This is a genomic window from Xanthomonas sp. NCPPB 1638, from assembly GCF_041475635.2.
GTDB classification, from domain to species: domain Bacteria; phylum Pseudomonadota; class Gammaproteobacteria; order Xanthomonadales; family Xanthomonadaceae; genus Xanthomonas; species Xanthomonas cucurbitae.
The window spans coordinates 558,837-570,669 of the sequence record NZ_CM192984.1; the positions used below are offsets into that span (position 1 = coordinate 558,837).

At 65.0% G+C, this 11,833-nt stretch carries 11 protein-coding genes; 8 read left to right on the forward strand and 3 right to left on the reverse strand.

The features are described from left to right. Window positions 1-191: 191 nt before the first annotated feature. Both queD and ACCQ13_RS02310 read right to left on the reverse strand, forming a co-directional pair. Window positions 192-545 carry a 6-carboxytetrahydropterin synthase QueD gene (gene queD, locus ACCQ13_RS02305; RefSeq protein WP_104602234.1) on the reverse strand — a complete coding sequence of 118 codons (354 nt, stop codon included), beginning with the start codon at window positions 543-545 and terminating at the stop codon, window positions 192-194. Window positions 546-695: 150 nt separating this feature from the next. Then, window positions 696-2,084 (reverse strand): DEAD/DEAH box helicase, encoded by a 1,389-nt coding sequence (locus ACCQ13_RS02310; protein ID WP_104602235.1) that lies wholly within the window; start codon window positions 2,082-2,084, stop codon window positions 696-698. A gap of 377 nt (window positions 2,085-2,461) precedes the next feature. On the opposite strand from ACCQ13_RS02310, the gene ACCQ13_RS02315 reads away from it, so the two are divergent. Continuing rightward, complete coding sequence (locus ACCQ13_RS02315; protein WP_104602236.1) at window positions 2,462-3,451, forward strand: fumarylacetoacetate hydrolase family protein; 990 nt, start codon at window positions 2,462-2,464, stop codon at window positions 3,449-3,451. A 34-nt stretch (window positions 3,452-3,485) separates the two neighbouring features. Further along, window positions 3,486-4,148, forward strand: a complete 663-nt coding sequence (gene maiA / locus ACCQ13_RS02320) for a maleylacetoacetate isomerase (protein ID WP_104602237.1) — start codon at window positions 3,486-3,488, stop codon at window positions 4,146-4,148. A 269-nt stretch (window positions 4,149-4,417) separates the two neighbouring features. On the opposite strand, the gene ACCQ13_RS02325 is transcribed toward maiA, so the two are convergent. Next, complete coding sequence (locus tag ACCQ13_RS02325; protein WP_104602238.1) at window positions 4,418-5,551, reverse strand: PilT/PilU family type 4a pilus ATPase; 1,134 nt, start codon at window positions 5,549-5,551, stop codon at window positions 4,418-4,420. A gap of 98 nt (window positions 5,552-5,649) precedes the next feature. On the opposite strand from ACCQ13_RS02325, the gene ACCQ13_RS02330 reads away from it, so the two are divergent. The 6 genes from ACCQ13_RS02330 to ACCQ13_RS02355 all read left to right on the forward strand — a co-directional run bounded on the left by ACCQ13_RS02330 (window position 5,650) and on the right by ACCQ13_RS02355 (window position 11,755). Next, window positions 5,650-6,033 (forward strand): DUF4398 domain-containing protein, encoded by a 384-nt coding sequence (locus tag ACCQ13_RS02330; protein WP_159406557.1) that lies wholly within the window; start codon window positions 5,650-5,652, stop codon window positions 6,031-6,033. Beyond that, the gene (locus tag ACCQ13_RS02335) at window positions 6,030-6,920 is read left to right on the forward strand and encodes a hypothetical protein (RefSeq protein WP_274392040.1); all 891 of its coding nucleotides are present in this window, start codon (window positions 6,030-6,032) and stop codon (window positions 6,918-6,920) included. The genes ACCQ13_RS02330 and ACCQ13_RS02335 overlap by 4 nt, the downstream gene beginning before the upstream one ends. 342 nt (window positions 6,921-7,262) lie before the next feature. Beyond that, window positions 7,263-7,481: an HP1242/YdcH family protein gene (locus ACCQ13_RS02340; protein ID WP_104602241.1), complete on the forward strand. Its 219-nt coding sequence runs from the start codon at window positions 7,263-7,265 to the stop codon at window positions 7,479-7,481. A gap of 238 nt (window positions 7,482-7,719) precedes the next feature. Then, a complete protein-coding gene (locus ACCQ13_RS02345) occupies window positions 7,720-9,090 on the forward strand; it encodes a pyridoxal-phosphate dependent enzyme (RefSeq protein ID WP_159406560.1) in 1,371 nt (456 codons plus the stop codon). An 89-nt stretch (window positions 9,091-9,179) separates the two neighbouring features. Beyond that, the gene (locus ACCQ13_RS02350) at window positions 9,180-10,379 is read left to right on the forward strand and encodes a cystathionine gamma-synthase (protein ID WP_159406561.1); all 1,200 of its coding nucleotides are present in this window, start codon (window positions 9,180-9,182) and stop codon (window positions 10,377-10,379) included. Then, on the forward strand, window positions 10,376-11,755 hold the full coding sequence (locus ACCQ13_RS02355; protein ID WP_159406562.1) for a glycosyltransferase family 4 protein: 1,380 nt from the start codon (window positions 10,376-10,378) through the stop codon (window positions 11,753-11,755). Before ACCQ13_RS02350 ends, ACCQ13_RS02355 begins: the two co-directional genes overlap by 4 nt. The last annotated feature ends 78 nt before the right edge of the window (window positions 11,756-11,833 follow it).

Consider the following 11,833-nt stretch of genomic DNA (forward strand, 5'->3'; position numbering starts at 1 on the left):
GCGAACCCCTTGGGGAAGGCCGTGATCGTGTGTTGCGTTGAAGCATACGCAAGGATTGCTGCGATGCAACAAGTTTTCTGAAATATTCCCAAACACCGAAAAAATCGCTTCTGATTCAGTGAGTTGCAAGTAGCTCGAAAACGACGAAGCCGCCTGGTCGGCGGCTTCGGATGGTGCAGCTGCGCAAGAAATCAGCCGCGATAGCGGCAGCCGGAGGTGCAGGTCTCGTGCACCACGATCTCGCTCAGTTGTGGCAGCGCGGGCTTGAGCTGGTTCCAGATCCAGATTGCCAACTGCTCGCTGGTCGGATTCTCCAGCCCCTCGATGTCATTGAGGTAGTGGTGGTCCAGGCGGTCGTAGATCGGCTGGAAGGCCGCCTTGATATCGCCAAAATCCATGATCCAGCCGGTGTCCGCCCCCGGTTCGCCGCTGACATGCAGCTCGACCCGGAACGAATGCCCATGCAGGCGCGCGCATTTATGGCCGGGCGGCACGTTGGGTAGCCGGTGGGCGGCTTCGAGCGTAAAGACTTTGAAGATATCCATGAGGATGATTCGGCAAGCAGTAGGTAAGGAAGGGTGGGTGCCGGCCCGACGCCGGATCACGCAACGGCCTGGGCAGGCGGCGGCAAACAGGACAAGGGCCGCATCGCGGCCCTTGCTGGTTAACCGATGTGGTCAACCGACGCTCAACGCTCAGGCGCCGCGGTTGGCCGGACGGCCGTTGCCGCCACGCCCACCATCGCGCCGGCCGGCACCTGCGCCGGCATTGGCCTGGCGCTGGCCGTTGCCGCGCTGCCCACCCGGCTTCTTCGGGCCGGCATGCGCGTGCGCCTGGCGCGGTGCATCGCCATGCGGACGACGGGCATGGCTCTTGCGCGGTGCGCGGTCGCCACCCGGCTGTTCGGCACGGCCCGGCGCGCTATTGCCCCAGCGGATCGGGGTCTGCGGCTCGTAGCCCGGCACGTCGCGGATCTCCACGTCGCGGCCCAGCATGCGCACGATCTGGCGCAGCAGCTTGGCTTCGTCCTGCGCCACCAGCGAGATCGCCTCGCCGGTGGAGCCGTTACGGCCGGTGCGGCCGATGCGGTGCACGTAGTCTTCGGCCACCATCGGCAGGTCGTAGTTGATGACCTTGGGCAACTGGTCGATATCGATGCCGCGCGCGGCGATGTCGGTGGCCACCAGCACGGTCACGCGGCCGGCCTTGAAGTCGCTCAGCGCACGCATGCGCTGGCCCTGGCTCTTGTTGCCGTGGATCGCTGCGGTCTTGATGCCGGACTTTTCCAGGAACAGCGCCAGCTTGTCGCTGCCGTGCTTGGTGCGCGCAAACACCAGGGTCTGCTCGCGGCTGTCCTGCGCCAGCAGGTGCAGCAGCAGGTCGCGCTTGCGCGCGCCATCGACCGGGTGCACGCGGTGGGTGATGCTCTCGGCCACGGTGTTGCTTGGGGTGACCTGGATCTGCATCGGGTTGCGCATGAACTCCAGCGCCAGCTGCTTGATGTTCTCTTCAAAGGTCGCCGAGAACAGCAGGGTCTGGCGGTTCTGCCGCGGCAGCTTGGTCAGGATGCGCTTGATCGACGGCAAAAAGCCCATGTCGAGCATGCGGTCGGCTTCGTCCAGGATCAGCACTTCGATGCCGGACAGGTCCACGCTGCGGCGCTCGATATGGTCGATCAGGCGGCCCGGGCAGGCGATCAGCAGGTCCACGCCACGACGCAGCGCATCGAGCTGGTTGCCCATGCCCACGCCGCCGTAGATCACCGCGCTGGGAATGCGCAGGTACTTGCTGTAGCCGCGCAGGCTGTCGTGCACCTGGGTGGCCAGCTCGCGGGTGGGGGTCAGGATCAGCGCGCGCGGCTTGCGCGGGCCATTGACCGGCTGCGGCGAGGTGCCCAGGTGCTGCAGCAGCGGCAGGCCGAACGCGGCGGTCTTGCCGGTGCCGGTCTGTGCGCCGGCCAGCAGGTCGTGACCTTCCAGCACCAGCGGAATCGCCTGCTGCTGGATCGGGGTGGGGGTTTCATAGCCCTGCTCGGCCAACGCGCGCAGCAGGAAGGGCGCCAGGCCCAGGGATTCAAACGACATCAGGAAGCTCCAAGTAAAGCGCTGCCACCAGGCCGGGCCCGGAGCGCAAACGCAGTGCAGATGCAAAAAGGTGAGGCTCGGAGCGTTCCCGTGAACCGCGCTGCGAGATGGTGGAACAACCCGATCAAGGAGCGATGGGTTTGTCGGCACCACGAAAGGCGTCGGGTGGGGCGGGCGAGCGGGTCGATCGATCCTGGCCTCGCCGGCGGTCCCAAAGGGAAACGGACGGCCGCATGCAGACCCGGCCAGTGTACGCGCGATTGGCGCGCTGCACAAAAGTTCCGCTTCGCGGTTGGGGTGCGAGTCAGTTGTTTCAGCTGTAACGGGTGTTGCAACAGGTCGTACAATCGGCTGATCCGCTACTGCACAGGAAGATCATGAAGCTAGGTTCCCTGAAGGAAGGCGGCCGCGACGGCAGCCTGATCGTGGTCTCCCGCGACCTGGGCAAGGCCGTGCGTGCCACCGGCATCGCGCCCACCCTGCAGCGTGCGCTGGAAGACTGGAGCAACATCGCGCCGCGCCTGAATGCCCTGTCCAACGCGCTCGAAGACGGCAGTGCCGATGGCGTCTTCGACCTGGACCCGCAGGCGCTGGCCGCGCCGCTGCCGCGCGCCTACGAGTTCGTCGATGGCAGTGCCTATCTGCCGCATGTGGAGCGCGTGCGCCGCGCCCGCAATGCCGAGGTGCCGGAGAGCTTCTACACCGACCCGCTGATGTACCAGGCCACCAGCGCCGGATTCTATGGCCCGCGCGATGCCATCAAGGTCGTCAGCGAAGACCACGGCATCGACCTGGAAGCCGAGCTGGTGGTCATCACCGACGATGTGCCGATGGGCGCCTCGACCGCGCAGGCGGCCGGGCATATCCAGCTGATCGGCCTGGTCAACGATGTCTCCCTGCGCAACCTGATTCCGGCCGAGCTCGCCAAGGGCTTTGGCTTCGTGCAGTCCAAACCGCGCTCGGCCCTGTCGCCGGTGTTCGTCACCCCCGACGAGCTGGGCGATGCCTGGCGCGGCAACAAGGTGCATCTGCCGCTGGTGACGCATATCAACGGCGCCTGGTTCGGGGCGCCGGAGGCCGGCAACGACATGCAGTTCGACTTTGCCCAGCTGGTGGCGCATGCCGCCAAGACCCGGCCGTTGTCGGCCGGCACCATCGTCGGCTCGGGCACCATCGCCAATCAGGACACCACGCTGGGCGCCTCGTGTTTCGCCGAACAGCGCGTGGTGGAAACCTTGCGCGACGGCAAGCCGAGTACGCCGTTCATGTCCTTCGGCGACGAGGTGCGGATCGAGATGTTCGCCGCCGATGGCAGCAGCCTCTTCGGCGCGATCGAGCAGCGCATCGAACGGCAGCCGCTACCGTGACGCGGGCGGCTGCGGCTGCGGGCGGCGGCCACCCATGAACACGGTCCTGGAGCTGTTTTCGTACTGGCGCTCCAGTGCGGCCTATCGCGTGCGCATCGGGCTGCAGTTGAAGGCGCTGGACCATGTCATCCACCCGGTGCATCTGGTGCGCGACGGCGGTGAGCAGCATGCGCCGGCCTATGCGCAGCTCAATCCGCAGGAGCTGGTGCCCACGCTACGCCATGGCAGCGTGGTGATCGCGCAGTCGCTGGCGATTCTGGAGTATCTGGAAGAGGCGTTCGCAGGCACCGCCGCGCTGCTGCCATCTGCGCCGGCCGAGCGCGCCCGCGTGCGCGCATTGGCCCAACTCATCGCCTGCGACGTGCATCCGCTCAATAATCTGCGCGTCATGCAACTGCTGGAGCGCGAGTTCGCGCAGGACGCCGCGCAGCGCCTGCACTGGACCCGGCACTGGATGCAGTGCGGGTTCGCCGCACTGGAAGCCCAGCTGGCGCGCGATGCGCACACCGGGCGCTTCTGCCATGGCGACACCCCGGGGCTGGCCGATTGCGTGTTGATTCCGCAGCTCTACAACGCGCACCGGTTCGATGTCGATCTGGCGCCGTACCCGACCTTGCAACGCATTGAGCAGGCTTGCCTGGCGTTGCCGGCGTTCGATGCGGCGCGGCCGGAACTGCAGGCTGACGCGGTGGCGTGAGAGCAGAGGTTGCGGCCCCTCATCCGCCCTTCGGGCACCTTCTCCCGTGGTACGGGAGAAGGGCAGTGCGCCACGCCTCTGATCTTCACTTCTCCCGTAAGTTGGGAAAATGCCAATGCGGCATGCCTCTGATCTTCCTTCTCCCGCTTGCGGGAGAAGGTGGCGCGCAGCGCCGGATGAGGGGCGCTTGTCCCACAGGTCCGCCCTGGACCATCAACAGCCAGTGACCCCAAGCGCCGCAAGATCACCGATCTTCGCCGCCAAACCGATCAGATGAACCCGTGACTGATCTTCGGGGCCGATGCCGCCTCGTAGTCGGCATAGGGGTCGTGTTCGCCGGAGCCGCCTTCGGACAGGCGGAACTTCAGCGCCAGGCCATCGCGCGAATCGGCCGCGCGCAGCGCTTCCTCCTGCTCGATCTCGCCCGACTTGACCATCCGGAACAGGCACTGGTCGAAGGTCTGCATGCCTTCTTCCAGCGACTCTTCCATCGCCGCCTTGACCTCGTGCACCTGGCCGCGGCGTAGCAGGTCGCGGATCATCGGCGTGTTGAGCAGCACCTCGGTCGCCGGCCGGCGACGTCCATCCGTGCCCTTGACCAGGCGCTGCGACACCACCGCGCGCAGGTTCAGCGCCAGGTTCATCAGCACGTTCTTGTGCGCACTTTCCGGGAAGAAGTTGAGGATGCGCTCGATGGTCTGGTCGGCATTGTTGGAGTGCAGCGTGGCCAGGCACAGGTGGCCGGTCTCGGCGAACGCAATGGCCGCCTCCATGGTCTCGGCATCCAGGATCTCGCCGATCAGGATCACGTCCGGCGCCTCGCGCATCGCGTTCTTCAGCGCGCTCTGGAAGGCATGCGTGTCCAGCCCCACCTCGCGCTGATTCACGATCGACAGCTTGTGCTTGTGCAGGTATTCGATAGGGTCCTCGATGGTGAGGATGTGCCCGGTGGTGGTGCTGTTGCGGTGGTCGATCATCGAAGCCAGCGAGGTGGACTTGCCCGACCCGGTCGAACCCACCACCAGCACCAGCCCGCGCGGGGTCATGATGACGTCCTTGAGCACCTGCGGCAGGTTGAGCTCCGCGATGCTCGGGATCCGGCTGCGGATGGCACGGATCACCATGCCCACCTCGCCGCGTTGCTTGAACACGTTCACGCGGAAGCGGCCGGCATCGGGCAGGGCGATGGCCATGTTGAGTTCCAGCTCGCGCTCGAACTGCGGCACCTGGCCTTCGTCCATCAATGAGTAAGCGATTTTCTTGACCATCCCCGGCGGCAACCCGGTATTGCCGAGCGGGTAGAGCTTGCCTTCGATCTTGATGTACACCGGCGCGCCGGTGGTCAAGAACATGTCCGAGGCATTCTTCTCGGTCATCAGCTTCAGGAAGTAGCCGATATCCATGCGCAATGGTTCCCCAACAAACAGCAGCGTCTCGTTGCAAGTCCGCTGCTGGCTTCCGACAATAGCCGTGCTCGAGACTTCTCGCTACGGCTCCCCTAATGACGGCTAGCTTCGCATACTTGCGGCGATCCCTGTACGGCATCGCCTGTTTCATGGTTCTTTCCTCTCCGGCCGCCGCCCAGGTGGCTCCGGAGCTCACCGCCGCCGAACAGGCCGTGCAGCGCGCCACCCAGGCCGATGCCGACCAATACGCCCCGGATCTGGTCACCCTGGCCCGCCAGGAACTGATGCAGGCCCAGCAAGCACAACTGGACAAGCGCCAGCGCAAGCAGGTGCCGCAGATCGCCTTGCGTGCCGCCGCCGACGCCGATCTGGCCAAGGCCCGCAGCGAGGAAGCGGTGGTCAGCGCCCAGCTGGAGCAACGCCGCAAGGAAGTGGCGCAGCTGCAGAACACCCTCAACACCGGGGAGGGCGCCCGATGAACCTGCGTCCCTTGCTGTACCTGGGTGTATTGAGCCTGGCCAGCTTGCCGCCGCTGGCGATGGCGGCCAAGGACGACCCGCAGGCCGACGCGCTCAACCGGCGTCTGGCCGTGCTGCAGAGCGATCCGCAGACCAGCGACCTGGCCCGCTACGAGCGCCTGCAGGCGCAGCAGACCGTCGCCGCACTGGCCGAGGCCAAGCGCCGCGATCGTGACGAGCTACTGTTCCTGGCCGGCCGCCGGGTCGAGATCGCTGAATTGACCGCCCGCACCGCGCTGGCCCGGCGCGAGCTGGACCGGCTGGAAGGCACCCGCAACGATCTGCTGATCGAGGCCAGCCGCCGCGACGCGGCGCGCGCGCGCCAGGAGTCCGAGCGCCTGCGCGTGCAGGCGCAGATCCAGGCCGAAGAGGCCGAGCGCATGCGCCAGGCAGCCGAGCAGGAGACCCTGGCCCGCCAGGATGCCGAGCTGGCCTTGACCAGCGTGGCCGGCAAGCAGACCGCCAAGCTCAACGCGGCCCAGCAGAAGGCCGTGCAGCTGGCGCACGAGGAGGCCGAACTGGTGGCCGGCGCCAAGTTGCCGCCCGCCAGGTTCGACAGCCGTGGCGAGGTGTTCTCGCTGGGCAGTGGTTCCTTCGGCGGCAAGGCGGCCTTGTCCGGCGATGCGGCCGGGCAGGTCAAGGCCCTGGCCGAATACCTGAACATCGGCAAGAAGGGCCGGGTCAGCATCGTCGGCTTCGATAGCGATGCGGCCACGGCCAAGAAGCGTGCCGAAGCGCTGCGCGATGCCTTGGTGGCTGCCGGCGTGGCAACCGCACGGTTGCAGGTCAGCGGGAGCAAGGGGGCTGCCAGCAAGACCCGCGCTGCAGAAGTGGTTGTCGCACCCTGATGCCAAGTGGTTGGAAGTTAAGGCCTTTTAACCCGGGCATGACGCCCGGTTGAACCGCGGTCGCCGAATCGGCCGAGGAACGCCAAAAGCCGTCGTTCCGGCCTTGAACCACTCCCGCGACCGGCGTAGGGTCGTACCCCCGGGCAGCAACTCCGCCGCCCGGGAAGTACGGAGGGCCGGGCCAGTGACGCAGAGGCACGCAACGACGCAGATGGGTGGAATGGTTGGTGGTGGTTTCGCCCGTGTGTCGGCCTTTGCAGCGCGTTGGTCTTCCATTCCCAAGCGGCGCCCCGTGCCTTTGCTGGCCGGGGCGTTCTTGTTTTAAGTGAAGGAGGTAACGCCATGTTCGAAGGGCAACCGCAGACCGAAATCGACGCATTGATGAAGTCCGATCCCACGTTCAAGCAGCTCTACCAACGCCACAAGCTATTGAACAAGAAATGCATGGATGCCGAACTCGGGGTACTCCCGATCGACGACGTCACCTTGGGCCAGATGAAACGCGAGAAGTTGCAGGCCAAAGAAAAGCTCACCCGAATGTACGACCAGCTCACGCACTGATCCTTCCCCATCGTTAGAACAGGTTCACCGTCGCGGGCGGTGGCGGCCTCCTCGTCGGCTTGCCACCGCCCGCGTCTTTTCATGTGCCAGGTCGCGACGCCATCGTGGCGGGCTGCACGCCATGGCCGAGCCCGTTCGTTCAGGTCGGACCGGGATGCTTCGTGTCTGAATGAGCATTCCCCGCCCGTTCGTCGGATAATGACCGACCTAGCCCACGCGGCGCAGCGACGATATCCCGATGGCGATGTATTCCTCCGTACTCGAACTGATTGGCAACACGCCGATCGTCAAGGCCCAGCGCCTGGACACCGGCGTCTGCGAGTTGTTCCTCAAACTGGAGGCGAACAATCCCGGCGGATCGATCAAGGACCGTATCGGCCTGTCGATGATCGAAGCGGCCGAGCGGCGCGGCGACCTCACGCCCGGTGCCACCCTGGTGGAGGGCACCGCCGGCAATACCGGCCTGGGCCTGGCCCTGGTGGCGCAGCAGAAGGGCTACCAGTTGATCCTTGTGGTGCCGGACAAGATGAGCCGCGAGAAGATCTTCAATCTCAAGGCCATGGGCGCGCAGGTGGTGCTGACCCGGTCGGATGTGGCCAAGGGCCACCCGGAGTACTACCAGGACCTGGCTGCCAGGATTGCCGCCGAGACCCCGGGGGCCTATTTCATCAACCAGTTCGGCAATCCGGACAACCCGGCCGCGCACGAATTCGGCACCGGCCCGGAGATCCTGGCGCAGATGGGCGGCCAGCTGGACGCGATCGTGTTCGGCTGCGGCAGCTCCGGCACCATGACCGGCCTGTCGCGCGCCTTCGCCAGCGCCTCGCCGCACACCGAACTGGTGCTGGCCGACCCGGTCGGCTCGATCCTGACCCAGTACATCGAAGAGGGCACCGTCAGCGAAAAGTCCGGCAGCTGGCTGGTCGAGGGCATCGGCGAGGATTTCCTGCCGGAGATCTCGGATTTTTCGCGGGTCAAGAAGGCCTATTCGATCAGCGACGCAGAGAGCTTCCATACTGCGCGCGAGTTGCTGGCCAAGGAGGGCATCCTCGGCGGCTCGTCCACCGGCACCTTGCTGGCTGCCGCGCTGAAGTACTGCCGCGAGCAGACCACGCCCAAGCGCGTGCTGGTGTTTGTCTGCGATACCGGCAACAAGTACCTGTCCAAGATGTACAACGACTACTGGATGCTGGATAACGGCTTCCTGGAGCGCCCGCAGCACGGCGACCTGCGCGACCTGATCCTGCGCCCGTACAACAAGCGCGACACCGTGGTGGTTGGCCCGAAGGACTTGCTGACCACCGCCTACCAGCGCATGAAGCTGTACGACGTCTCCCAGTTGCCGGTGATCGATGACGGCGAGCTGGTCGGCATCGTCGACGAAAGCGACGTGCTGCTGCATGTGTATGGCGACGAAGCGCGCTTTCGCGACCCGATCTCCACCGCCATGGTCAGCAAGCTCGATCGCCTGGACGTGGCCTCGCCGATCGAGGCGCTGCTGCCGGTGTTCGACCGCGGCCAGGTCGCCATCGTCATGGACGGCAAGCAGTTCCTGGGCCTGATTACCCGCATCGACCTGCTCAACTACCTGCGTCGCCGCGTGCAGTGATCCCATGCAGCCGCGCGTTTCGATGAGACGCGCGGCGCGGGCCATTCAGACCTGATTGTTACAATTGCCCACTTTTTCCGGGAACCTCCATGTCCAACCGCACCACTCACAGCCATGACGGCGCGCGCGCGCTGTCGCTCGCCACGCTGGCGATCCATGGAGGGCAGTCGCCGGACCCCAGCACCGGCGCGGTGATGCCGCCGATCTATGCGACCTCCACCTACGCGCAGTCCAGCCCCGGAGAGCATCAGGGGTTCGAATACTCGCGCACCCATAACCCCACACGGTTCGCCTACGAGCGCTGCGTGGCCGCGTTGGAAGGCGGCGCGCGTGGCTTCGCCTTTGCCTCCGGCATGGCCGCCACGTCCACCGTGATGGAGTTGCTGGATGCCGGCAGCCACGTGGTGGCGATGGACGACCTGTATGGTGGAACCTTCCGCCTGTTCGAGCGCGTGCGCCGCCGCACTGCCGGCCTGGATTTCAGCTTCGTCGACCTGACCGACCCGGCGGCCTTCGAAGCGGCCATCGGCCCGAACACCAAGATGGTGTGGATCGAGACGCCGACCAATCCGATGCTCAAGCTGGTCGATATCGCCGCCATTGCCGCGATCGCGCGCAAGCATGGCCTGCTGGTCGTGGTGGACAACACCTTCGCCTCGCCGATGCTGCAGCGCCCGCTGGAGTTGGGCGCCGACATCGTCGTGCATTCGGCCACCAAGTATCTCAACGGTCACTCGGACATGGTGGGCGGCATCGCCGTGGTCGGCGACAACGCTGAACTGGCCGAGCAACTGGCGTTCCTGCAGAACTCCATCGGAGGCGTGCAGGGCCCGTTCGACAGCTTCCTCGCGCTACGCGGATTGAAAACCTTGCCGCTACGCATGCGCGCGCACTGCGACAACGCCCTGGCGCTGGCACAGTGGCTGGAAACCCACCCCGCGATCGAAAAGGTGATCTACCCCGGCCTGGCCTCGCACCCGCAGCACGCGCTTGCGAAAAGCCAGATGTCCGGCTTCGGCGGCATCGTCTCCATCGTCCTCAAGGGCGGCCTCGACGCAGCCAAGCGCTTCTGCGAAAAGACCGAACTGTTCACCCTGGCCGAATCGCTCGGCGGCGTGGAGAGCCTGGTGAATCATCCGGCCGTCATGACGCACGCCTCCATCCCGGTGGCTCGCCGCGAACAGCTTGGTATCAGCGATGCGCTGGTGCGGTTGAGTGTTGGGGTTGAGGATGTGGGGGATTTAAAGGGGGATTTGGCGCGGGCGCTTGAGGCGTCTAGTTCTTCATGACGGCGTCGCCGCAGCGGCGGAATTTGTTCGCTTCCTGGCGGAGCGGACTTGCAGGTCTTCGTCTGCAGTCATGGGTGCTTCGACAGCCTTGGTTGCGACCTGTTTACCGCGTGTTTCCGCGCAACCTGCGTGATCGCGTGTTTTCGGCCCTGTCCGCGCGCTCCGTGGTTCAAACACAGTTTCAGCGGACCGATGCCTGGGAACTCAGCCTGGAAAGTGCCGAGATATCCGTGCCGAATACGGGTGATGTCGCTGATACACGCCTAACGTCGGTTGGGATCAACATTCTTGGCTACATCCGTGGCGAATTCGGGCTGGCGGAGAGCGCAAGAATGTACGCGCGTGCGCTCATTAACGCAGGTGTTCCAGTGTCGCTATACGACCTAGACCTGGGACTGCCGCACTCCTGGGAGGATCGGAGCCTGGATGGCTTCATCGACCAGCACATGCCGCACAAGGTCACAATCGTCTTCGTCAATCCAGACTATCTCGACGCTGCCTTTGAAAAAGTCGGTCGGGCTCGCATGGAAGGGCATTACATCATCGCCTGCTGGTTCTGGGAACTCGAAGTAATCCCGTCCAGTTGGCTGAGCGCCATTACGCTGGTGGACGAGATTATGGTGGCCTCAAGGTTCATCGAGGACGCATTTCGCGATGTTACTGACAAGCCGATCATGCGTCTTCCGCTGCCACTCTCCGACCAGCGTGATAGTGGATTGCAGCGGCGGGACTTTGGGCTGGAGCCGGAGGCCTTCGTCTTTCTTTTCACTTTCGATTTCCATTCCTTCGTGACCAGGAAAAATCCCCAGGCCGTGGTCAATGCATTCAGGCATGCGTTTCCGGACGATCGCGACGATGTGCGTCTGGTCGTGAAGTCAAGCAATGGGCACATGTACCCCGAACAGATGGCGGAACTCCTGAGCCTGGTCGCGGCTGACAAGCGGATACTGCTGCGGGACGAGGTGATCGACAGGATGCATGTGCGCGCGCTGCAGCGATGCTGTGACGTGTATGTATCGCTGCATCGGGCCGAGGGCTTCGGGTTGGGGCTTGCCGAGTGCATGTCACTCGGAAGGCCGGTCATTGCAACGGGCTGGTCGGGCAACATGGAGTTCATGACGGACAGCAACTCCTGCCTCGTAGACTACGACCTGGTGCCGGTTGCGGGCCGATATCCGGAGTCGGATGGCGCGCGCTGGGCAGAGCCGCGCATCGACTCTGCCGCAGCTGCGATGCGTCGGCTTGCGGACGACCCGTTACAGGCGCGGCGGCTGGGCGAAGCAGCCAGGGACGATATCTGCGCAAGGCTTGCTCCCCCAAGCGTAGCGGAGCACCTGCTGGCAAGGGCTGCGAAGGTGGTCGCGTCAACGCACTGACGGTGACTGGTTTTGTCGACCCTGTGATGTAGCGATCTGGTTACTCCGCTTCACCAAAGTAGTGAAAACTTTCAGAGG

Bases quoted from the DNA above. Each gene is read 5' to 3' on its own strand.
- queD (WP_104602234.1), bottom strand. From the start codon at position 545: ATGGATATCTTCAAAGTCTTTACGCTCGAAGCCGCCCACCGGCTACCC.
- ACCQ13_RS02310 (WP_104602235.1), bottom strand. From the start codon at position 2,084: ATGTCGTTTGAATCCCTGGGCCTGGCGCCCTTCCTGCTGCGCGCGTTG.
- ACCQ13_RS02315 (WP_104602236.1), top strand. From the start codon at position 2,462: ATGAAGCTAGGTTCCCTGAAGGAAGGCGGCCGCGACGGCAGCCTGATC.
- maiA (WP_104602237.1), top strand. From the start codon at position 3,486: ATGAACACGGTCCTGGAGCTGTTTTCGTACTGGCGCTCCAGTGCGGCC.
- ACCQ13_RS02325 (WP_104602238.1), bottom strand. From the start codon at position 5,551: ATGGATATCGGCTACTTCCTGAAGCTGATGACCGAGAAGAATGCCTCG.
- ACCQ13_RS02330 (WP_159406557.1), top strand. From the start codon at position 5,650: ATGACGGCTAGCTTCGCATACTTGCGGCGATCCCTGTACGGCATCGCC.
- ACCQ13_RS02335 (WP_274392040.1), top strand. From the start codon at position 6,030: ATGAACCTGCGTCCCTTGCTGTACCTGGGTGTATTGAGCCTGGCCAGC.
- ACCQ13_RS02340 (WP_104602241.1), top strand. From the start codon at position 7,263: ATGTTCGAAGGGCAACCGCAGACCGAAATCGACGCATTGATGAAGTCC.
- ACCQ13_RS02345 (WP_159406560.1), top strand. From the start codon at position 7,720: ATGGCGATGTATTCCTCCGTACTCGAACTGATTGGCAACACGCCGATC.
- ACCQ13_RS02350 (WP_159406561.1), top strand. From the start codon at position 9,180: ATGTCCAACCGCACCACTCACAGCCATGACGGCGCGCGCGCGCTGTCG.
- ACCQ13_RS02355 (WP_159406562.1), top strand. From the start codon at position 10,376: ATGACGGCGTCGCCGCAGCGGCGGAATTTGTTCGCTTCCTGGCGGAGC.